Source organism: Emticicia fontis, assembly GCF_054779675.1.
Genome location: NZ_BAAGXU010000064.1, coordinates 13469 through 38040 on the forward strand (window position 1 = coordinate 13469; position 24572 = coordinate 38040).

Annotated in this window: 9 protein-coding genes; 4 read left to right on the forward strand and 5 right to left on the reverse strand. The window is 37.1% G+C overall.

What is annotated here, in order from left to right:
* Window position 1: 1 nt before the first annotated feature.
* From ACYVFA_RS24005 to ACYVFA_RS24020, 4 genes are all read left to right on the forward strand, one after another.
* Entirely contained in the window at window positions 2-3736 is a 3735-nt protein-coding gene (locus tag ACYVFA_RS24005; protein ID WP_460474404.1) for an AAA family ATPase, read from the forward strand.
* A 14-nt stretch (window positions 3737-3750) separates the two neighbouring features.
* Complete coding sequence (locus ACYVFA_RS24010; protein ID WP_460474405.1) at window positions 3751-5757, forward strand: ATP-dependent nuclease; 2007 nt, start codon at window positions 3751-3753, stop codon at window positions 5755-5757.
* A complete protein-coding gene (locus ACYVFA_RS24015; RefSeq protein ID WP_460474406.1) occupies window positions 5750-7597 on the forward strand; it encodes a DEAD/DEAH box helicase in 1848 nt (615 codons plus the stop codon). The genes ACYVFA_RS24010 and ACYVFA_RS24015 overlap by 8 nt, the downstream gene beginning before the upstream one ends.
* 158 nt (window positions 7598-7755) lie before the next feature.
* The gene (locus ACYVFA_RS24020) at window positions 7756-10977 is read left to right on the forward strand and encodes an SNF2-related protein (RefSeq protein ID WP_460474407.1); all 3222 of its coding nucleotides are present in this window, start codon (window positions 7756-7758) and stop codon (window positions 10975-10977) included.
* Window positions 10978-12510: 1533 nt separating this feature from the next.
* Here the strand turns inward: ACYVFA_RS24020 and ACYVFA_RS24025 are convergent.
* From ACYVFA_RS24025 to ACYVFA_RS24045, 5 genes are all read right to left on the reverse strand, one after another.
* Window positions 12511-13272: an IS5 family transposase gene (locus ACYVFA_RS24025; RefSeq protein WP_460474408.1), complete on the reverse strand. Its 762-nt coding sequence runs from the start codon at window positions 13270-13272 to the stop codon at window positions 12511-12513.
* A 179-nt stretch (window positions 13273-13451) separates the two neighbouring features.
* Window positions 13452-15167, reverse strand: a complete 1716-nt coding sequence (locus ACYVFA_RS24030; RefSeq protein ID WP_460474409.1) for an autotransporter outer membrane beta-barrel domain-containing protein — start codon at window positions 15165-15167, stop codon at window positions 13452-13454.
* Window positions 15168-15176: 9 nt separating this feature from the next.
* Window positions 15177-17159: a hypothetical protein gene (locus ACYVFA_RS24035; protein WP_460474410.1), complete on the reverse strand. Its 1983-nt coding sequence runs from the start codon at window positions 17157-17159 to the stop codon at window positions 15177-15179.
* Between the two features lie 9 nt (window positions 17160-17168).
* Window positions 17169-17984 (reverse strand): hypothetical protein, encoded by an 816-nt coding sequence (locus ACYVFA_RS24040; protein ID WP_460474411.1) that lies wholly within the window; start codon window positions 17982-17984, stop codon window positions 17169-17171.
* Window positions 17985-17989: 5 nt separating this feature from the next.
* Entirely contained in the window at window positions 17990-24397 is a 6408-nt protein-coding gene (locus ACYVFA_RS24045) for a SpvB/TcaC N-terminal domain-containing protein (protein ID WP_460474412.1), read from the reverse strand.
* Between the last annotated feature and the right edge of the window lie 175 nt (window positions 24398-24572).

Here is a 24572-nt window from a genome sequence, read left to right on the forward strand (position 1 = left end):
GATGAAAATACTAGCCATTCGAATCAAAAATCTTGCTTCTCTCGAAGGAAATACAGAAATAGATTTCTGTAGTGAACCTCTTTGTTCCGCAGGGATATTTGCCATTACAGGTTCTACCGGTGCAGGAAAGTCTACTATCCTGGATGCACTTTGCCTGGCTTTATATGCTAAAACACCCAGATACTTGCAGGCTAGGGAGTTCGGCATCGAAATAACCGATGCACAGGGAAGCGCCATCAGCCAGGGAGATGTGCGTGGTATATTAAGAGACGGAACCGGCGAAGGATTTGCAGAAGTGGATTTTGTGGGTGTTGATGGACAACCTTACAGGACTACCTGGCGAGTACGGAGAGCCAGAGATAGGGCTGATGGAAGTCTCCAACAATATTCTATCACTTTAAAAAATATTGACACCAACACGGATATATCTGGCAAAAAAAATGAAATATTGGAAGAAATAGAACGGCTGGTGGGTTTGAATTTTGAACAATTTACCAGATCCGTATTACTTGCTCAAGGGGATTTTACAGCTTTTCTCAAAGCAGCCAAAGATGAAAAATCAGCCCTTTTGGAAAAGCTTACTGGAACCAGTATTTACTCAGAAATATCTAAGCAAATATTTGTCAATTACAGTAAAGAGAAAAGGGAGTTGGAAGACCTAAACCTGCAAAGAGAAGGCATTCCCACGCTGACATCAGAAGAAGTAGAAGATTTAAAGCAACAAAAAGTAATACTTGCACAAAACATAACAATACAGCAAAAAGAAGAGGAAGCGTTAACCAAAGAAATTGCTTGGCATAAACAACTTGAGGTGTTACAAACCAGCGTCACTGAGGCACATGCAACACAAGCACAGGCCATCGAAGCAAAACAAAATGTAGCAGGCCGTGAACAACAATTAAAGCAGGTGGAACGAGTGCAGCCTACCCGGACATGGGTAGATGGACAGCAGACGACTGAAAAGCAACTGGCAGAAAAAATAGCATCACTACAAGATTTACAGACAACGCTTGGTATCCTGCAGCAGCAGCAGGAAGAATTGGATAAACAATTGCAAACCGCAAATGAAACATCGGTAGAGGCTATACAGAAACAGGAAGCAGCGGCACCACAACTGGAGGAGGCAAGGGCATTGGATGTACAGATCAAAGAAAAAGCGGAACAGGTAAATCAGGCAGTAACAGAAGTAAAGACCGCAGAAGTTAATAATCAGCAATTGCAGCAACAACTACAGACGCAGCAGCAGCAATCTCGACAGTTACTGGCTTCTATTTCGCAATTACAGCAATGGAAACAAGACAATAGCGCACGGCAACCGATTGCCGAAAATTATAGCTTAATCAGTGCAAAGCTTGGGGATGCTGAGAAGTTGCTGGATATTGCACAAGCATTATTACCTCAACTGCAACACACACAAACCGCTATAGCCGAAGTGAAACGGGCAAAAACTGAACTGGATACAAAATTGTCAGTTATTACCCAACAATTACTTGCAGAAAAGGAAAAACATACCAACGCTTCGGGGGCTTTAGTGGCTATACCCATTTCATCTTTAGAAAAAGAAAAGGCATCTACGGATTCTTGCATAGAAGATATAGTTATGGCGGAAGCACACTGGAAAATATTATCCCACGGCCAGGCAGACCTGGATACCTTAAAACAAAAACTCGTTGATAATAAAAGTGAATTAAATGATAGATCCCAGTCATTCGCACAGGCAGTAGCACAGTTGGGGATTGCCACCGCTGAGCGGGATTCATCGCTCCGTATGTTGGAAAAAGCACGCCTCGCCGCTGCAGAAAATGTGGAAGCCCTTCGGTTCCAATTAATCCCTGAGGAGTCCTGTCCAGTTTGTGGCAGCACAGCGCATCCGTATGTTACCGAACATACTCAACTGAATCATGTGTTAGCGGAACTTGAAGCAACACATCAGCAAAATGATAAAGCTTATACCACCTGCCTGCAAACAGAAAGCAGTTTGAAAGAAGTGGTTAATAGTTTAAAAGAAACAATTGCTTTGCAGGAACACGAAACAGATACCAAAGAATCAGCACTTGCAGTGCATCAAAAAACATGGGAAGGCTTTGCCATTTACACCCAAACTGCTGAAATACCTAATGAGCAAAAGTCAACCTGGCTGGGACAGCAATTACAGGATGCGAGGGTACAACAAAAAAATCTGCAACAACAAATACAGTTGTATGCCGAGAAAAAGCAGGAGCTGGATGCACTACAAAACACCATAAATGACTTGGAACGAAGGCAGAACGAGAACAGTAATGCCGTAAAAGATACTGAGCGAAGACTGCAATCATTACATGAACAAGAAACTCAATACCATAAAGAACAACAAAACAACAACCATGCTCTTGTCGCTATAGAGAAAAGCTTATCTGTTTACTTTGTCGCAACTGATTGGTTTACGCATTGGAAAACTAATCCAGTAACATTCCAACAACACATGAATGACTTTGCCGAAAAATGGAAAGCCACTATTCAAAAGCTGGAAGATGACACCCGACAGCATGGAATATTGACCGCAACACTCGAAGCAACAAAAGGACAGCTACACAATGCTTCAGTGGATGTACAAAAAAAGCAGGTCGCACTTAATGCCGTTACGCAACAGCAGGATATTATTACCCAAAAACGAAAGGCTATCTTTAACGGTGAAACTGCTGTATATATAGAGCAAGGTTTAAAGCAGGCTGTAATAACAGCACAGCAGGCACTGGAAAAAATTAAGATTGAACGGGACCTGTTACAAACAAGCCTTACTCGAACAGGCACGCAAAGAGAGCAGTCCGAAAAAGATTTAGCGTCTTTACGGCAACATGCTGCAACCTTTACTCAAAAGATACACGAATGGCTTGCCGCATTTAATAGCCTCAATACGCAGGCATTGGATGAAGAGCAATTATCGCAATTGTTGACGTATGATGTCGCCTGGATAGAAACAGAACGAACCGCATTGAGGGCGATAGATGATGCTATTACGCAAGCAGATTCCGTATTACAGGAACGTAATACACAACTAAAGCAACATGAGCAACAACGGCTTTCTGAACGAAGTGCGGAAGTATTAACCGAATTACTGAACACAGTAAGAACAGACCTTCAACAGCAGGGAAAACGAAACAATGAAATCGGTTTCCAACTACAGCAGGATCTTGCCAATAAGCAAAAAATAGGAGACCTACTAGGTATTATTGAAACAAAAGGACTCATTACAGACAATTGGGCTAAACTTAACGATATTATTGGCTCCGCAGATGGCAAAAAGTTCCGCCTCATAGCACAGGAATATACCTTGGATGTATTACTCAGCTATGCCAATGTACACCTGGGCATGCTCAGCAATCGCTATCTGCTACAACGAATACCAAATTCACTAGGTCTCCAGGTGATAGACCAAGATATGGGTGATGAAGTTCGTACAGTTTATTCACTTTCCGGCGGCGAATCGTTCCTGACATCGCTGGCGCTGGCATTAGGGTTGGCCTCATTATCGAGCAGCCGAATGCAAGTTGAATCCTTGTTTATCGACGAAGGCTTTGGGTCGCTTGACCCCGTTACCTTAAATATCGCTATGGATGCACTTGAACGTCTTCACAACCAGGGTCGTAAGGTAGGTGTAATATCTCATGTGCAGGAGATGACTGAACGGATACCAGTACAGATTAAAGTGAGTAAAGAGCAGAGCGGGAGAAGTAAGGTGGAGATAATTTCTCAATAAAAACAATCATATTAATGGCTCAACTGAAAAATCCGTTTATATCGAAAGTTCAAATAAAGAATTTTCGCAATTTTTTAGATGTTGACGTGCCTCTTGACCATAAACAGGTAATTATCGGCGAAAACAATGTAGGCAAGACTAACTTCTTGAGAGCAATCCAATTAATATTGGATAAAAACTATTCTGATACTGATCGTGAATTACTGCCCGAAGATTTTCATGAAAGTATAGATAATCCCATGATAATGGGCGCTGAGATTGAGATCAGGTTACAGATTATGGGTTATGAACATAATCGAAAACTAGTTGCACAATTTGCTGATGCGGTCGTCTCTGATGCACCACCTACCTTACAAATTACTTATAAATATTCCCCCAATAAAGATGAATATGGAAACATACTTAACTATCGGTTCCTTATTTACAAAGGGAATGATGAAAATGCATTGTTTGGAGCTGAAGATCGTAATTTTATAAACATATATGTAATAAAAGCATTAAGAGATGTGGAGCGAGAGCTGAAAGCCAATAAAAGTTCTCCATTGTATAAACTTGTTAAACAATATGAAATATCTGTCGAACATTTGCAAGAAATTTCAGACGAATTAAAGGGTGCTGCGGACGGCATTTTAAAATTAGATGAGATTATTCATATCAAAGCCGCTTTGACAAATCAATTCGCCATTTTATCGGGGCTTCAAAGAGACAATGAAGTCACATTGCGAAATTTTGATATTGATACAGAACGACTACTTTATACTTTGCAAGTCTATATGGGGCTTAAAGAGCGGCCTGTTTCAGAACTAAGCTTGGGTCTTGCGAATATACTTTACATATCCTTAATGCTGTTGTTATTAAAGGATAAAACGATCATTCCTGTAATAAAAGAGGAATTGTTTGCTTCGCTTTCTGAAAAAGACACAAACAAACTACTAGCCAATCTATATCAAAAGACCGAAAAAGGGAATTATGTTTTAAAGGAAGATATTGATGGTGAGAATCTTGATTCTCTATATCAGTTTATGGATGAAAACAACTATAGATATCAGGCATTTACTATTCTTGCTATTGAAGAACCGGAAGCTCATTTGCATCCTGTTTTGCAACGTTTAATTTATAGAGAAGTCTTGCATAATAGTAATACCTCTGTAATATTTACTTCCCATTCTACACATATAGCTTCTGTTACTCCGCTAAACTCAATCGTTCATATACGTTACGTAGGAAACTCAAGTAAAGTATTTTCGACGGTAAATCTAGCCATATCCAAAAAAGAGAAAAAAGATATTGAACGATATATTGACGCGAAACGTGGCGAAATCTATTTTGGGAAAGCGATTATACTGGTTGAAGGTATTACTGAAGAATACATAATTCCGTCTGCTGCCAGTCTCACAGGTACTCCATTAGACGATTTTGGTATTGTAGTCTGCAATGTTGATTCAACCAATTTTAAACCATATATTTTATTACTTAATACACTTAATATCCCTTGGGTATTATTTACTGACGGTGATTACTATGAAATAAAGAAAATCAAAAATGATAGAGGAGAAGATAAAGAAGAGAGACTTTATCATGTCATGAATAATGGGCAGCCTGGGGGTTACAGAGGAAATGAAATCATTGCTAAGTCACTAATAGAACTTGGTCTCCTAACAAATGAACAAATACCTAAAGATTATAGTGATCAAGACAAGCTTTTCAAAGAAAGAGGATGCTTTATTGGTAGTTATACATTGGAAGTGGATATGATGAATGAATTGGATACGAAAGGGATTGAAACACTCAAGAATGTTTATGAAGAGTTGAAACCTGGTGGTGAAGAAATGCAACAGAACTTTGAAAATGCCTTGGATAATAAAAAATATTGGTCGGCACTAAATAAAATTGAGGGAAATATCAGTAAGGGCCGTTTTGCACAGCGTTTGGCAAACGAGCTCACAAAAGAAATGCTCCCTGATTATATACTTGATGGAATTGAGGTAATAGTAAACAAAGTGAAAGAATCCCATGAATGATGAATTCTATAAAGATTTAGAACTCATCAGAAAAGATGAGAAGCAATATGAAGCTTATCGATCAACGAATAATACGGTGGTCATTGCTGGGCCTGGTAGCGGAAAAACTCGGGTACTGGCATTAAAGGCGGTATCATTAGACAAAACCGAAATACACAAACCTTCTGGCCTCGCCTGTATCAGCTATAGTCGAGAAACGGTACGAGAGCTCAAAAAAAGGTTGAAGCAATACGGCTATATTCCTGGTAATAGGGATTTTATCGGTACTGTCCACAGTTTCAGCCTACTACATATTATTCAACCTTTTGCCCATTTGTACCCGCAGTATGGCATTCCCTTACCTATTAAAATTCTTTCCGATGACATTAAAAATGGCATTTACAATAGTGTTTTAAAGGAATTGAATATAAAAGATAGCCGGACTTTGTCTTTGACTGATATAAACAAGCATCGTTCACTTTCTTTAAATGGGCGAAGTAATATTCATGCTACTTCGTCTCCTTTGGTTGTTAATGGGGCAATAATATTTGAAACTAAGCTTCGCCAAACAGAGTTTATTGATTTTATAGACATTATTAACCTGTCTGCTAAAATCATAAATGAACAGGCATATGTTCGACGTTCTCTACAATGTAAATTTCCATGGTTATTAATCGACGAATATCAGGATTTAGGAAAAGCCCTACATGAAATGGTGTTGGATTTGGCTTTGTTTGCTGGAATGAAAATATACGCTGTAGGCGATGCAAACCAATCTATCTATGGATTTAATGGTGGATATCCTGAATTTCTAAGAGAACTTACCGACTATGACGAAATCACTACTATTGAGCTTACCTCCAATTATCGAAGCTCGCAACCCATTATAGATGCATCACTAGAGACATTAAGTTTGGAACCACCTGCTCCCTCGTATGTTGCAGAGAAACTGAAAAATGACGTTGCAGACTTCCTGTTCATTACATGTGAGGAGGAAATGGATCCACAATATGAGATTGTCGCAGATAAATTAATCCCTAACCTGATTGCTAAAGGTGTATCTCTGAATGAAATTGGAATCATCGTAGGTTCTAATGCACAAGCCCAGGAGATGGCTCAGTTTCTACAGAAAGAATATATTTCTTTCTTTATTGTAAACTGGAATTTTGAAAACAGTGCGGTTGCCGTTTGGCTACAGGATTGTGCAAGGTGGTGTTGTGAGAAAGGAAAACAATCTTTTGATGATTTGTTCAAGTTTTGGAAAAAGCTGATTAATGATCACAATGATCCAAGGAAGGAATGGGAGAATATACGAATAAAAAGTCAATTTTATATAATACTTTATACGAGTAAAGGATTCAAAAACTGTTTTATGTGGCTGGAATATGTAATCAATGAACTTAATATTAAAACTATTCTTAACAATTCCGAGATTTATCCTAATGAAATTGGAAATTTAGATAAATTATTACAGGAAGCTAAACTGAAAAATCTAAAAACTGCAGATATAAGGCGGTTTGCTAATTTGGGGTTCCCTGAAAATGAAGTGACTATTACAACAAGACACAGTTCGAAAGGGTTAGAATTTGAAGTAGTTATATTATTAGGAATGGAAGATAACCATTTCCCTAATTATTATCGTCTTAATAATCCAATAGCGTTAGCTGAAGACCAGAGACTGTGTTATGTATGTGTAAGCCGAGCAAAAAAAACTTGTATTCTATTACGGTCTAATTTTTTTACTATTGAGACAAAAAAGGGCCCTTGGCGTAGAGAATTTACGGCATCTCGATTTTGGGTTAACCTGCATAATAAGTTCGGAAATGTCCTAAACACTTTTACCAATAAAACTTACAATTAGCAGTTCAACACATACATGTAGATGAATCCGAGTCAATAAAATAGAATACCATCTTCCCCACTATAATTTTTTTTGGCCTGTTACATCTATCATTGCTATCTGATAAATTATATAACATTAATTTTTGCAAGTACATGGTTTCTTAAAAAAGCATAATAATGAAAACTCCTAACCTTTTCGACTTTAACTACCAGCTTGACTTACCCGATCAGGAAGATTTTCCGTTGAATCTTAGAGAGCAGGGACGAGAGGTACGAGACATTTTATTGAGAGATATAAAAAAATCAGAAAGCTACTTAATTCTTACTGGATTCACCTCGCTAGCTAATTTGATTGATGTTTTTGGAACAACAGATTATCCCAAATTACAACAGGTTCGTATTGTCATTGGATTTGACCCTGATGAGCGGGTAAGTAAACGTCTTCCCCATTATTCACTTCCTACAGAGATCAAGAACTATTGGGTAAAGCAAAATGTAAGTATCCGTTTATGTGGTCCTATATTAAATATTATAGAAAAAATAAACAATGGTATTTATCAATTCAAAGCAAAAGACAGATTGCATGCGAAGATTTATGTGGGAGATCAGGCAGCTATACTAGGTTCATCTAACTTCAGCAAATCTGGTACAGTGCATCAGACTGAAGCAAATATCAGGGTTGAATTATCATCTTCAGAAGTAAAGGAAAGTCAATATAAAGATATTAAACGTGTTGCGGAATACTATTATGGTATTGCTCAAGATTATAATAAGGATCTAATTGAACTGTTTAGTAAACTTTTAAAAGACGCTACTTGGGAGGAAGCTTTAGCAAGAGCAATAGCAGAGATACTGGAGAGTAAGTGGATGCAAGATTATCCTGCCTTGTATCAAGCACTGATTACTCACAATCTTTGGCCTTCACAAAAAATAGGAATTGCCAGAGCCATGAAAATAATTCAGGATCAGGGACGTGTTTTAGTGGCAGATCCTACTGGGAGTGGTAAGACAAAATTTGCTACAGCGCTTGCTTATACCTTATTTCATTGGTTATGGGAGAATGGAAGAAAAGACCGTTCTAATGCTTTGATTATATGTCCAAAACAGGTAATTGATAATTGGGAAAAAGAACAAGAGCATTTTTCCCTTTATAATAAAATTGAGTCTATGGGTAGATTAAGTCTTGGATTGGATAAAAGCCAACGCATGTTACAGAAGGCTATTCAAAGTTCAGATATATTGGTAATAGATGAAGCCCACAATTATTTGCATCCAATGTCAAAGCGAAGCAAAGCTATCATTCCCAAAGGGTCTTGTCATGTAATACTTTCTACTGCTACTCCTATTAATAAAAAGATAGATGATTTATTGCGGTTAATTGAACTACTTGATATTGATAATTTAAGCGATGAAGACTTAATGACCTATCAGGAGTTGAGAAAGAGTAGAAAGAAAGGTATAGACAAAAGTCATCTTGAGAAACTAAAGCGATATGTGAATCAATTTATTGTGCGACGCACAAAAAGAGAGTTGAATAAAATGATAGATAGGGAACCGGATCAATATAAAAACAAATTTGGTCATACCTGTAAGTACCCGAGAACAAATTCTTTAGTATATAACACTGGAGAAACCGAAAAAGACAAAATTATTGCTCAACAAATATTATCCTTAACCTTACAATTAAAGGGTATTCATTATTTGCAGACGCTGAAAATACCTGATTATCTTCACGTAGAAGAAGAGAAAAGACTATACATTAAACAAAGGTTTATATCCGCTTCTGCATTGGCTGCTTACATGGTAAGAGTTAAATTACGCTCTTCCAACTGTGCACTTTTTGAGTATTTATATGGTACGAAGGCAGCTAATCAAAAATTTGCTATTAATTCCACAAAAAACCCATCAGGAGACATTTTAGATAAAATCAAAAAATGTTGTTCAACACTTCCTAAAAAACACATCAATGAGTCTTTACTAGGTGAAGAAAGTCGATGGTTATATAATGAAGCTTTATACAAAAAAGCGTGTGACTTTGAAATAGAAATTTATCAAAAAATAGGAGCATTAGCAGAGCAGCTAAGTGGCAAACGAGAACAAAGCAAAGCTGATACGCTTATTAATAATATCAAAGAGCATAAAAAGATATTAGCGTTTGATTCCACAGTAATTACCCTAGATTACTTGCATAAATTGATTATTGAGAAGCGATCTGACATAAAAACAATCGTAGCAGCAGGACACAATGCCCGCGACAGAAACCAAGTAATCCAACTTTTTGCTTTAGGTAATCAGACACAAGATAAGCTTATTGCACTTTGTTCAGATGCCATGTCTGAAGGAATTAATCTTCAAGATGCCAGTTGTATTCTATTACTAGATATGCCTAGTGTTTTAAGAATAATTGAACAACGGATAGGTCGTTTGGAGCGTATGGATTGTGAGCATAAAGAGATAACAGTTCTGTGGCCTGATGATTCGGAACAATTTTCTTTAAACGGAGATAAACGAATGATTGATACATTATTGCTAACTGAGGATTTAATTGGCAATAATGTTTCTATCCCTCAATCTATTTATGAAAAACACTTAAAAGATGATCTTAATACAAAAAACATTATTCGTGCATACAATGAATATGTGGAAGAAGAACGTGAGTGGGACGGGGTTCGGGATAGTACTCAGGACTTATACAATTTGATTGAGGGGGAAGGGGCATTAATTGACCATAAAACATATGACTTATATAAAGACGTTGAAGCTACAGTTAAAACAGCTGTCAGCTTTATTGAAACCGATAAGAACTGGTGTTTTTTTGCTTTTCGAGGAAGTACTAATAAAAGCCCTAAATGGTTGTTTATTGATGAGAAAAACAGAGGATACACAGACTTCTCTGAGATATCTGAAAAACTGAAACTCTATCTGAATAAAGCAAATATTATTCAGAGAAGGTGGAAAGAGGTTGATACATTACTTACCATCAAGCAAATTATTCATAAGCTTAGGAAACAAGAAAAAGCGTTATTGCCCTGGAAGAAAAGAAGAGCATTGGAGCAAGGAGAGAAAATATTAAAGTATTATGCAACAAAGGTTTTCAAATCTCGGGAGGATAAACTAAACGCTGAAAGGCTACTAACTTTATTCAATCCAGAGTCTGAAGATGACAATTATATTGATTTAAATCAATTTGCTGATTTATGGTTAGATATTCTTGTTCCGGAACTTGACAATCTTAAAGCCCTTAAGACAAGGCGACGGCAAATATATACTTTGAAAGATATGACTTATCTGAATGTGAAGCTTAATAGAGAACACCTTATTTGGTTGTTGGAAAACTGTCAATATTCGAATACATTGGACGAACTAATATCTGCTTGTATTATTGGAATTAATAAGTGAATATGAAATTTTTTAACAGTAAAAAGTCTTTTACGCAATTAATTAGAGTCTGAGGTAAACTTTATTCTATATTTCTTAAGATATGTAATAGATATACTTCTTTCAAATTAGACTTTACTGTAAAATTTACCTGTAAAAATTAAGATTTGATATTACAGACAACTGACTTTAGCTAAGAATAAATCTCACATTTCTTATAAGTAATAATTGACTGTAAGTGCCTTATTTTCAATCTTAAATATGAGAAATTGGAATGTATATATTGTCAGATAATAAAAATCTAATTTTCTTCAAAGTGTTGATTTAAATTTAGTTTTTTACAATTTACCTAATAATAGTTTAAAACTGATGTGAGACTCAAACTTCAGAATGTCTTTTCGATTTTAGGAGGTAGTAAATTTCCAAAGCCATTCTTCCTATAATTGCGGGAATTTAGAGCCATGATTTTGTATCTAGATACCAAAGTTTATTATTATTCTAGGCTCTTTTTAATTCCTAATCGAATCTGAGAGAATATTTAGGGATGAGAGCTTTTTTATTTTTACACAACGTTAATGAATTTGTTTTTTCTTTTGAAAATCAGCTAGAATTCAAACAATCATAGAATTCTTGAACCTATTTTTCTGTTTATATAAAGTTTGTATCCAAAAAAGTTAGAATCGGAATCAAAGGTTCGATTATACCCCCATTCAGCCTCCTATGATCTGTCTTGCTGAAAACCTTCTTGATTATAACGATTCATAGTAGATATTTATGATTTAAGTACAAACCTATACAGCAATTTCAAGGCGGAATATTTTTTCTAAATCATTCAAGAAGCGGTTCGACATTAGTTCGAGGAGGGGTACAAAACCAATCAATTGTGATGCCTTCAAGACGTTTGTAAAGGTCTTTTACGGCGTTTAACAGCTGTGACTGCTATAATTTCATCCGTTTCAGCATCATAGGTATAAATGATTCATACCTTTTTCTTCTTCTTACCTACACATAAATTTGTACTTTATGATAAAGCTTCTTGCTCGGTTTTAACGTTATTTGATTCCGTATTTTTAAAAGAATTCGTATTACGCAACCTTTGCTGACACCTAAAACACTAGCAATATCTGTAATCCCACTACCATGTAGTAACATTTTGATAATCTGGCGTTTAATACTAATTGCTGCACCCCAATATAGGTACTCATACTGAATCGGATCGTCCGCGACTGTTTCTTGCAATCTGTACACTTGTAATTTTGAGTCTTATTCTTTTTTAAACCATTCTTTTCCCACAATGGAATTGTACTTTTGCAGAGAAACAATGGGGGCAATCTAGCTTTACTATTATTTGAGACATAATAATGGCAAAGTTCGCTCCCTTGTTTTATTTATCCAACTCATCATACATTTAGTACCACAACCTTAATTTCCTACGAATATCTGAATGAGCTTTTGCTGTCCTACTACATCAAGTTTATAATTACTAATTTCTTAAGTTTTAAGTAATTATTCAACCTTAGTCTTGATTTTCACATCTAAGAGTTTGTTTTGGAATCACATTCTATTGATAATCAAAGAGATAAAAGCAATTTGAAGCATAGCTTCTGATGAAAGTATCGTTTTTTCAACGTCTCGGAATAACCTTCGTCTAAAATTGAGCCATCCAAAAGACCTTTCAACCTGCCAACGTCCTTTTTGAGGAATAAATCCTGTGGTTGATTCAGGTTTTTGCATCACCTCGACTTTCCATGCATAATTTGTTTCTACGTGTTCTTTGAAAGCAACTTTGTAACCCGAGTCGGCTGTTATTTTTTTTAATCTTGGAACTTTACCAGCCAATAAATCAATCGCTAAAATTCCTGCTTGGTTATCTGAAATGTTAGCTGCCGTAACTTTTATAGACCAAGGAAGCCCAAGACTGTCAACTATTAAGGTTCTTTTTCTGCCATTTACATTTTTACCACCGTCAATTCCAGTTTCTTCATTAGTGAACTGAATTTTCTTAACACTCTGACTATCAATGGCTACTAAGCTTGGAGTGTCGTCTTTCCCTTGTCTTTTTCGCTCATTTTCTACAAGAGTATTGAGAATATTTTCCCAAATCCCTCGTTCTTTGAATTGAGTGAAATGATAGAAGACTGTTTGCCATGGGGGATATTTACTATCTAAACTCCTCCACTGAACTCCTCCATTATTGAGTGAAAAAATTGCATTGATGATGGTCCGCAAACTGTGTTTACGCTTTCTTTGGTCATCTATAATTATATTAATAACTTGCCATTGAGAATCGGTTAATTCAGAAAAACTTGTCTGCAATATCTTGTTGTTTTGGTCGATAACAAGATACGCCGATTCTCATTTTTTAACTAATTTCTATAATTCCAAAACAATCTCTAAAGATATGCCTATATTTTTAGAAATATAATAACTTGCCTCCACTTGCTGTAAATGTGACATTTTAGTCAATTTATTTTAAGACCAGACAAGTTTTATCATTATTTAATTTTTATCTCTTTTTCCAATTCTTCTACCTTTTTCTGTAGTTTTTTATAGTCATTATTTATCTTATCAATATAAAGTGTTTGTTCCTCTATTTTTTCTAACAATTTGGCAACAATAGTTTGCATTTCTATGCCATTCTTAACAACCTCTTCTGCTGTCGGCATATTGGGTAAATGTTTATTTTCTAAGGCATATTTTGTCACTTCTTCAATAGATTGTATTTGATAATCAGACTCAAATACTTTGTCCGACCATTCGTTTACGCTACTATAGCGTATCTTAAAATAGGGTAAAACAAAATTACCTCTTTCATCTAAAGCTATCAGTTCTTTATCATTTACTTTCATCGCCGGACTATTGAAACCTACTCTCATATTAACTACTCCTTTCACATCCAGACGATACCGTGGGCTTGCAGTACCTATACCTACTTTTAGATTGGTATTAGTGGTGTCTCCTAAAACTATCGCATCATTAACTGATACTTTGGCATTGTAACCAATGGCAGCAGAACGTTGGAGTGTTGCTGCATTGGCACCGGCCCCATTGGCATTATTGCCAATGTAAACATTGAATTGCCCTGAAGTATTTGCATTACCTGATTGATAGCCTATAAATACATTAGAAGCCCCTGTTAAATTTTCAGAACCAGCCAATTTGCCCACAAAGGTATTAGTAGCACCGGAAGAGATTTTTAGTCCGGCAGACTCTCCGATGAAAGTATTATTATTTCCGGTATTTGTGTTCTCCACTCCCATACCTGATTGCGTGCCAATATAGGTATTGCTGAATCCTGTCGTATTAAACGCACCGGCATTTATACCAATGGCAACATTACTGTTTGAGGTGTTTCTCCAACCTGAGCCATGCCCTATGAATGTATTATTTATTCCTGTAAGATTATTTGATCCGGATAAAAAGCCGATAAAAGTATTACCTACACCAGTAGTGCCACTAGCACCTGCGTAATAACCCATATATGTATTGAAATGCCCTGTTGAATTTGCCTGACCAGCACTTTTACCGATAAACGTATTGCTATAGCCAGTTGAATTACTTTGCCCTGATAAGCTGCCCAAAAAAGTATTTTCAGAACCTGTATTATTGTCATTCTGACTACCAACCCCAGAAAGCCAACCAATAATTGTATTATTACTGCCAGTAGTTGCCCATCCTCCTGCACTCTTACCAATAATTACGTTAAAGTCGCCTTGAGCCTGCCAACCTGCATCATAACCAATATAAGTGTTCTGAGACCCAGCGGTATTATACCTTCCGGCAGCATTTCCTAAAAAAGTATTACTTAACCCTGTAGTATTTTCATATCCGGAAGTACTTCCAACAAAAGTATTAGCAGAACCATTAGTATTGTTAGCACCAGCCTGTACGCCAATAAAAGTATTATAGGACGCCAGGTTTTTATTTCCGGCATTGGTACCAACAAAGGTATTATAACTCCCGCTAGCAGTATTTCTACCTGCATTTGCTCCTATCAATGTGTTCCAGGTTCCGGTAGTATTAGATAGCCCGGAAGAAGCTCCCAAAAAAGTATTACCCTCTCCACTTGAAATATTATTACCTGATAGAATCCCTACAAATGTATTTGATCCACCAGTTGTATGTATAAATCTACTTGTTCCTACCTTAATCTGATTCTGAGCAAGGGAAACCTGTGTTGAAATGCAAAGTAATATAAGTAACTTCTTCATAGCGTCGGATTATTTTTTCAATAGTTCTATTTCTTTTTTTAACTTATGGTTCTCTTCATGAACCTGATTTACGTAGATAGTCAGCTCTTCAATTTTAGCTACCATAGTTGCTAGTAGTTGCTTCATATCTGTCCCTTTTTCTACCAGTTCTTTTGCAGAAGGCATATCAGGTAAATGTTTATTGGCCAGGGCATATTTAACTACCTCATCAATGGCTTCGATTTTGTAATCAGGCTCAAATACTTTATCAGACCATTCATTTAAATGCGTATACCGGATTTTATAATCAGGTAGAATAAAATTCCCTCTTTCATCCAAAGTAAGGTATTCTTTATCATTTACTTTCATAGCAGGACTATTGAACCCTACTCTCATATTTACTACGCCTTTTACGTCCAGCCGATAACGAGGGCTTGCAGTACCTATACCTACTTTTATATTATTATTGGTTGTATCTCCTAAAACAATCGCATCACTGATAGCTACTTTGGCATTATAACCAATGGCGGCAGAACGTTGAAGAATGGCAGCATTGGCACCAGAACCATTGGCATTATTGCCTATATACACATTAAACTCTCCTGTAGTATTTATATTACCTGATTGATAACCTATAAATACATTGCTGCCTCCTGTTAAGTTTTCAGAACCAGCAGATTTGCCAACAAAAGTATTAGTCGCACCAGAAGAGATTTTTAACCCGGCCGATTCTCCGATAAAGGTATTATCGTAACCAACATTAGTACTTTCGGCTCCTAATCCTGCCAATGTCCCAATAAAAGTATTTCGGATACCAGTAGTATTGAATGCACCGGCACTTCTACCAATGGCCACATTGCTTCCTGCGGTAGTTTTCCAGCCTGAAGCGTAGCCAACAAATGTATTACTAGTACCCTCTACATTATTTGAACCTGATAAACTTCCCAGAAATGTGTTACTCCCACCAATTGTACTTTCACTGCCTGCATAAAAACCCAGAAAGACATTATTATTAGCTGTTGTTGCCTTAAAACCCGAGATGGCTCCGATGTAAATATTAGAAGTACCTGTTGAATTATTGCCACCAGAATTATTGCCAATAAAAATATTCTCTGAGCCAGTTGAATTGTTTCTACCGGCAGAATATCCCAGAAAAGTATTATTGTTTCCAATATTTCTTACTGCACTATTACCGCTACCAGCCAGTGTTCCAATAAATGTATTCTTAGTTCCCGTTGTAGTATATAAGCCCGAATTATATCCAAAATATGCGTTATCCTCACCTGTGTAATTATAGCCTCCTGCAATATCTCCTACAAAAGTATTTCTTGATCCCAAATTAGGCACCGAACTTGTTCCACTCCCTGCGGCTCTGCCGATATATATATTTTCATAGCCTGATATACTATTAGAACCGGCATTTCTACCAATAAAAACATTTTCGGCTCCTGTAGTATTATAATGCCCGGCACTTCTACCAATAAACACATTATCACTACCAGTAGTATTTTGCCTGCCTGCAGAAAACCCAAAAAAAGAATTGTTACCTCCAGAATTTCTTGCAGCATCACTTCCCTGCCCTGCCTCAGCTCCTACAAAGGTATTGTAATCTACATCGAAAGCGTATCGTCCGGCATGCGTACCAATAGCTGTATTATGATCACCTTGAATATTATAACCAGCTGCATATCCCAAAAAAGAATTATTTATACCAGATATACTTAATAGGCCTGCCCGAAAACCAATAATAGTATTACTATTGCCAGTAGTTATAGATTTGCCGGTTTCATATCCAATAAAAGTATTATTACTACCTGCAGTAAGGTTAAGCCCAGAATTATATCCTAAAGCTATATTTCTTATACCACCATTAACATTTATTCCAGAATTAATTCCTAAAAATACACTTCCGTCACTCTTGGTATGAAGAAATTTATTTGCTCCGATCTTAATCTGATCCTGAGCTGTTAAAACACTAGAAGTAAAAAAGAATATTAAAAAAAAATTTTTCATGATTTCAAATTAGTTTTGAGGTAAAGTAAGGGAGGATGCATTAGGATAATTGAGGAAACCATTTCCTATAATTATTCCTTTAGTAGAGCCGTTAACATTAACTTGTACCTCGTGATTTAAGTACACTTCATCACTAAGCTTTGGAATATGTCCACATATCCAAGTGGTAGGAGCATCCCAATTGCCATTTTGTGCGGTTACTAATACATCTCCTTCACCACATCCTGTAATTCCTGACACTACTATGCTTGCCGTGCTTACATTAGGACAATAAGGAAAACTACAACTTGCAATAAAAGTATTAGAAGGTCCATAAATTTTGATATTGATAGGTGTACCGATTTGCCCTGTAGACCAACTGACTGTCCCATTATCACAGCCAAAAGCATATAAATAAACGTTTTGCCCGTACTTTACAGTTGTTGCATTGACTCCTGCAGTTAAAGTTACCGTAGGGCACTGTATTACTGTAACAGTAGTGCGGGCAAAACCCCTGTTAGTACATCCACTTATTACACATTGGGCAGTATATTGAGTAGTTACTGTAGGATTTACAGTAATTTGATTAGCAGTCTGATTGACAGGTAACCAAACCACACTACCACCTGTACACCCCGAAGCCGTAAGTACACTGGCTTGCCCGGGGTTAACTGCCTCCAGACTCGCAGAGATGCTTGGATGCGGACTACTACCAACTATCTGCTTCTTAGTACGATTGCCATTGGCGTCATAGGTCAGAAGGGTAGTGGTTTGAGAAAGTGCATTAAAGTAAGTCCACAAGAAAAAAAATAGTAAAACAGAAACTTTAAAGTAAGATAGTTTCATAAATGTTAAAAGTTTGGATTAATTTCTGATACCCTGTCAACTCGTACCCTGTTTGGGGCTAATTGAATTTCTCGAACACCTCCGGGATTACCATCCAAAGGCTTCGCACGGGTAATTTTATTTATATCTGTAAGCCTCGCTCTTCCCTCACTTACAAATCTACCTGAGTTGCTATTTGGTAGACCTGCCACACTACGATAATTTGCTATATTTGTCGGATTTACATTTGTCCAATATCTACCATTAGCTACTGCTTCTCCGCCATAAACTCGATAAACTTTAAATTCAATACTTGCAAGAGGTGCATATATTGTTCCATAACCTTCTAATATTCCCGCAGCCCCCCATCCGAAAGCAATACCTTTATCACCATTTGCCCAATATAATCCAGCTCTAACACCTGCACCAAATACCGGAATGTTACAAGATGAGCATTCATTATTTATGTAATCTTCAATATCTTCATGTGATAATTTATTAAACATCATTACAAAAGCCCCAGTCATTGCGCCATTTGAAAAACTACCTCCTGTTAATTCAGAAGATATTCCTCCAACTACAGAAGCAGCAACTATCTTTGAGCTGTTTTCACCAAAGTTTGATCCTATAAAATCTTCGGTACCACCGGAGATTGCTCCTGTAATAAGACCGTGTATAAACTTACCTCCTGATATTTCTGACATAGTTCCTTGAACCAAACCGTGTCCAACTATTTTTATGGCTAAAGAATTTGATGAGAATGTGCCAGCTAAATCACCAACACCAGATGTGAGACCCGCAGAAAGTCCACCTAAAATAGCCCCTTTAAATCCAGATTTTAGGGCACTACCTAATCCACCGCCATTTAACAAAGTACCTGTTACACTACTTGCAAATCCGCCTGCAGCTCCAGAGAGTAAAAGCGACCCGCCTCCTGTAAATGCTGCCGCTCCAATACCAACGGCAGTAGCCAATAATGGCTTCCAGTTTTCCTGTACAAAATTAACCACTGGTTTTACTACACTTACCACCGCTTTTACAACACTACTTACGGCCTTTTTTATACTTTTAAATAGCCTTTTAAAGGAAAAATATCCACTAGGATCAGTATAACTCAATGGATTATTCTCTACATACGCATAGCGATTCAGTGCCTGTAAATCTGTGAAATCTTCTATGTATGGGTCAGCCTGTATGAAACGGCCTAATATTGGGTCATAAACACGCCCATTCATATCAATCATAGCAAAGATGTCGTAATGCTCATGATTAGTAAAGCCCCTGTCCTGGCTACCATTAAAGTCACTATTCAATACCGTCCAGTCTGAATTTCGTCTTTTCCCCCAGGCATCATAGCTATATTCTTCTAGTAATACCCCCGCATTTCCAGTTAAGCCTGTAATTGATCCTAAATGGTCTTTGAGATAGTATTTCATCTGCGTTGTGGTAGTAGCTCCCTGAGTTTCAGTTATCTGAATCCCGATGTCCCCTACAAAAGTGGTAGTTTTAGTTTTGCCCGCAGCAAAACTTTCTATTTCTACTAAGCCACCAATGTATAGTTTTGTACGTGTCAGCACGTTTCGTACATACATCTTCTGCATGATACGTTGCTGATCCGGGCCATAGAATACTTCTACCCGTGCGGTATCGTTTGATATTTCTTTTACTTTATTAAATGAGGTAAAAGTTGTATTAATATTGAGGTTAAAAGAGCATTGTACGCTATCGCTATTGGTACGCACATTTAATAACCGATGTGGGCCATTGTTTACGCCACCATACTCATAGTAGCCTACATCTGATTTATACGTAATATTTCCGAGTTCATCATAGGTAAGTGAAGTAGCTGCAACCTCATTAATCCTGGTAGTAATTAAGCGGTTAATATTATCATATTCAAATGTTTCGGTTTTATTGCGCTTTTCGTCTTTGCGTTTAGTCAGATGAGCCATCTCATTGAACTCAAAACTAAAATGCTGTAGCGTAGTGCTATTCAGGTAAGAGCGAATGGATTTCAGATATTGGGTAGCATCTTCGTACTGCTGTTCTGTTTTTACGCCATTACCAAACTCCTGTAATAAGATATTGCCTTTGGCATCCATGGTATTGAGGCGCCAGAAAAGACCATTATTGGCATTATTTCGCAGCTCATATAAATAGCCATAAGTATTATAAACATTTCTTAGCACTAGTCCGGAGGCAGGATAACTAAGGGTATTTAACCGGCCTTTTGCATCGTAGGTATAAGTGGTAGTAAAACTCTGACTGTTGACGGTAACGGCTTCCTGGCTCTTTCTACCAAGAATATCATAAACAAATGAATGGGTTGAAACATAACTACTGATACTGCTTAATTTACCGATGGCTTTATTGCCTGCATCATACGTATTTGTTGTTGTGCCATCGTTATCTACTCTGGTTAATACCCGCCCTAATTTATCATATGTCATCGTGACAATATTTCCATTAGGATAAGTTTGTTTAATCAGTTCGCCGAAACCGTTATACTCATACAAATAGGTGCCCATATCAGGGTCAATCATTTTTGTCTTAAAACCTCTGGCATCATATTCATTAGTAATCGTATTTCCTTTGAAATCTTTAATAGTCAATAAATTATCTGCGGCATCATACGTAAAAAAGACACTATTGCCATCATTCCATCTACTTTCTACTATCCGGTCTTTTACATCATCAACATCAGATTTTTTTTGATTTTTAAAATTAAAGAATTCAGTGAGCGAGCCTCCGTACAGAGTGGTTGCAGACCTTACGCCTCCGGTCTGAGTTTCTTTTAGAGATACCAATCGCCCCAGTTCATCCAGTTCTTTCTGGCTATACCCGGTTGATGATTCTCCGTCATAATAGGGGTATGGGTTTTTAATAATTTCTCTTACATCAGGTGAGATGGTACGTGTATAAATATTGTCTGTAATGACCCAGCGGCCATCAAAACCCTTAGATTTTTTCTGGATTTCTCTCCCATACGAATCGAATTGTGCAATAGAGATTTGTCCGGTACTTACCTGATTATAGGTCAAAAAAACGGCCTCTGCAGGGCTTTGGAAATGTGTAGTACTGGCTTTCCGAAAAACTGTAGCCAGCCAGGAACCATCAGGATTTGTCTGCTTGATAAGCCTTGAAAAACCATCATATTCATAAGTGACTGTGAGGGCGTTAGGATCGGTTTGAGAAAGCGGCAGACCAAATTTTTGCTCAAAAGTAGCCGTAGAAGTATGTCCTAACGGATTTATGGTTGTTTCAATAAACCGTTTCGTTAATGCATCATAACTGGTTTGAACGCTTCTGTCCTGATAGGTGGTTCCGTTCCAGGCATTTGTAGTGCTTTGAGTGATATTACCGAAAGTATCATAAGTATAGGTTTTAGTAACCCGAAGTTGAGGGTCAAGATTAGCATCTGAGGTTTCCTGAGTTAGTAACCCGGTAATTCCATCATATACAAAAGTAGCTTGTCTGACAATAGTTGGCTTTCCAGTAGCAAAACGATTGACTGTTGCCTGCGTTAATCTTCCTAATAACCAGGAGGATATATTATCAGTATAGACGTTAACAGTGGAATCTTTAAAACCACTTCCATAATCTACTACAACATAAGTAGGATTACCGTATGAATTGTGTAATTTCCGAACCTTCTGAATTTTATTATTAACGTAATCATAAGTTATCTCTTCCTTTGCATAGGCATGAAAACTTTTAGCATAGGCATCATTTGGGTAAGAGATCAAAAGAGGAGTATGTTCGGTTTTGGCAATGAAAACATCATTCGAATAAAAACGCTCGGTTTTCATAAGTGTTTCGCCCGTATATTTCCATTGGTCGTCACCTTGTCTATAATAGCGTATATCATAGATACCTGTAATCGTATCTGTTTCAATAATTCTCGAAAAACCTCTGAATCCACGACCTTCTACATTGATAGTGGCTCCAAAATACTTGTATCTTTTGGCTGTTTCATCACCTGTAGATGTTTGCGTTTTAATTTTGGAAACTATATATAAGGGCGATTGTATATCAACATTTGGGAAGGTTACCTGTCCGGCTTTTTCATAAAAAGAAGTATTCAGCAAATTATCATAACGAATTTCTGTGGCAAGCCCCGCGCCATTAGTGATTTTCTTAATAGTGAATCCTGCATTCTGTTGTAATTTCTGAACAAACCATTTACTATTGGCAGCATTAAAATATAGCAAATCACTATGAGAGCCCTTTAAGAAATTGCTGACCTGAGGTTTAGGATTCGCTCCGGTATTCTTAAATCTTACTACAGGCATAGCATCAGCTAATGGAGCAGAAAAATTGAAAACAAATCCGCCTGCATTCAGGTAAGTTCTGTTACTGCCATTAGTTGTCTCATAAAAAGTGAGGTCTATTAACCCATCGGCATTGAAATCATTCGGCAATACATTCGGATAGGTTGAAATGATGGAGCCTGATACATCCAGAGTAATATGATTGGCCTGCACTTCAAAATCCTTATCACCTTTGTTGGGAATAATGAGTACCTGGTTAGTGCTAGGTTTTACTACTAAAATATCAGGAAGATCATCCGCATTTAAGTCAACCAGGTTAATTTTATTTGATGACCCTGCTAGCCAGGATTGGTCAAGCAGGCTTCTTTGTCCTGTAGTTATGCGAGCTCTGAATTGATTATTTCGGGTAGGAGCATCAGCTACTGTTCGACTTGATTCTGTAAAAATGGCTACGTTTTTACCATCTGCTTTGTCAACGATAAAAATATCAGTTAAACCATCATTATTGAGGTCTTCAAAAAATTCCTCAGGTTCTGCACTGCTGCTCCAACTGGCGTTGTAACCACTACCGGCAAGGCTACCCTGCACAGATTCATAAAACGACATAGCAGTTGCCGAATTAGTTGGTAGTTTTACTGCTATCTGAGTTCTGGATAGTACCGGTTTATTGGTACCAGCTTCATAACTTAAATCAACAAAGTCTGATAATCCGTCCTGGTTAATATCTACTATATAATCATTCCAGGGTGTACCAGCCATCGTGCCCCGTTTTGTATAATAAATACAGGGATACGTATAAGAGGCCCCCTGAGAAGGAACAGGGGGATTAGAAATAAAAAATAAATAGTTTTCTCCTGCCGGAGAAGGATTCCAGGTAAGAATAATATCATTGATATTGTCTCCATTGATTTCTCCTACCTGAACTCTAAAATCGCCACCATTACTTAATGCAGTCGTGCTACCGCTTGAGGGCGAATGAGCAAATCCTCCGTTACCATTATTGATATAAAATTGCAGAGAGAAATTAATACTATTTGCCGGAACATCCCAGATGGCAATATCAGTCAGACCATCCCCATTGAAATCACCAAACAATCTTTTTTCAGGGGTTGTAGCAGGTACGCCTGTTACTTCTGTAGCTGCACTTACGCCTTGTTGCAGATTACTCCAATCGAATATGGTTGGCTCTAAACATACCTGAGAATTACTTCCGTCGCATTCCTGTATTTGAGATAGTAAAGAATATTGATCGAAAATATAGGATAACTTGTATTCTCGTACTAAAGTTGACTGATATAAGACCTGAACTGACTTTAATCGTTTCTGGTAAGTGTTTTTTTGTTGATAACGAATACCATAAACGGTAGATTTATCCGGACGGTTTTCCCAGATAAACTGCACCTTATTGTAAGGAATCAGGCTACCGGCAGTATTACCGGTATATTCTATCTTATCAGGGTAAACCTCTCCTGTACTGGCATTTTGTGTATAAGAAAAGGTCATGTAATTGCCATTTCTATCTTCTATTCTATTCACAAGCCATTGATAGGCTGCATTTTTTGTTGGATCAACTAACCGGCTATCGATTGTATTGCCGTATTCAAATATTAAACCTGATTTGGTATAAACTTTAAAATATTGTGGGCTTAGCGTGGTGGCATTTTCAAAAAGAACTATTTTGCTAAAACTATTTTGCTCTGTATAATAAATTGTCTGATCATTACCGTAATTATCATCAAACGGAATAGCAGTATTGATAGATTCCGGAGCCAGTACCAATCTTTCTCCATCTAAACTAAAACGGTCAGACTTATTATAATTTATTCCTACAGAAACGGCTTTCGTTTGCTGATTTATGTCCGCTGTCTCATCTTGTGCACGCGTTTTAGAACTTCGGGTAATACTTGAAAGTCCACTTAAAGACCATCCTAACCCTACGAAACTATTGCCTCCCTGACTATTATAACTAAGTCCTAATTTCGGCTGCAAACCGGCTGTCCCGGCAGGAATAACGAATGGGATATGATAAGTGGCAGAGCCAGCATCTGATACAGCAAAAGCCCCCTGAGTATAACCAAAATTATCGCCAGGAACTGATGACTGGGAAAATAGTTTACTGATTGTTAATGTATAAAATAGAAGAGCTAGTATATGTCTTTTCATATCTATATAAGATATTAGGCTTAATGAAAAGACAAGATAAATCTTCTTTTATTACATATACTGTTTTTTTAGAAACTTTTATTATAAGGTACTTTTTTAGAAATAAAGAGCTACCTAACAGGCAGCTCTTATCCTAAAACAACTTTTGATTTTTGACTAAAAACCAATATTTACC

Coding starts and splice junctions, on each gene's coding strand:
- ACYVFA_RS24045 (WP_460474412.1), bottom strand. CDS start 24,397: ATGAAAAGACATATACTAGCTCTTCTATTTTATACATTAACAATCAGT.
- ACYVFA_RS24010 (WP_460474405.1), top strand. CDS start 3,751: ATGGCTCAACTGAAAAATCCGTTTATATCGAAAGTTCAAATAAAGAAT.
- ACYVFA_RS24030 (WP_460474409.1), bottom strand. CDS start 15,167: ATGAAGAAGTTACTTATATTACTTTGCATTTCAACACAGGTTTCCCTT.
- ACYVFA_RS24035 (WP_460474410.1), bottom strand. CDS start 17,159: ATGAAAAATTTTTTTTTAATATTCTTTTTTACTTCTAGTGTTTTAACA.
- ACYVFA_RS24040 (WP_460474411.1), bottom strand. CDS start 17,984: ATGAAACTATCTTACTTTAAAGTTTCTGTTTTACTATTTTTTTTCTTG.
- ACYVFA_RS24005 (WP_460474404.1), top strand. CDS start 2: ATGAAAATACTAGCCATTCGAATCAAAAATCTTGCTTCTCTCGAAGGA.
- ACYVFA_RS24020 (WP_460474407.1), top strand. CDS start 7,756: ATGAAAACTCCTAACCTTTTCGACTTTAACTACCAGCTTGACTTACCC.
- ACYVFA_RS24015 (WP_460474406.1), top strand. CDS start 5,750: ATGAATGATGAATTCTATAAAGATTTAGAACTCATCAGAAAAGATGAG.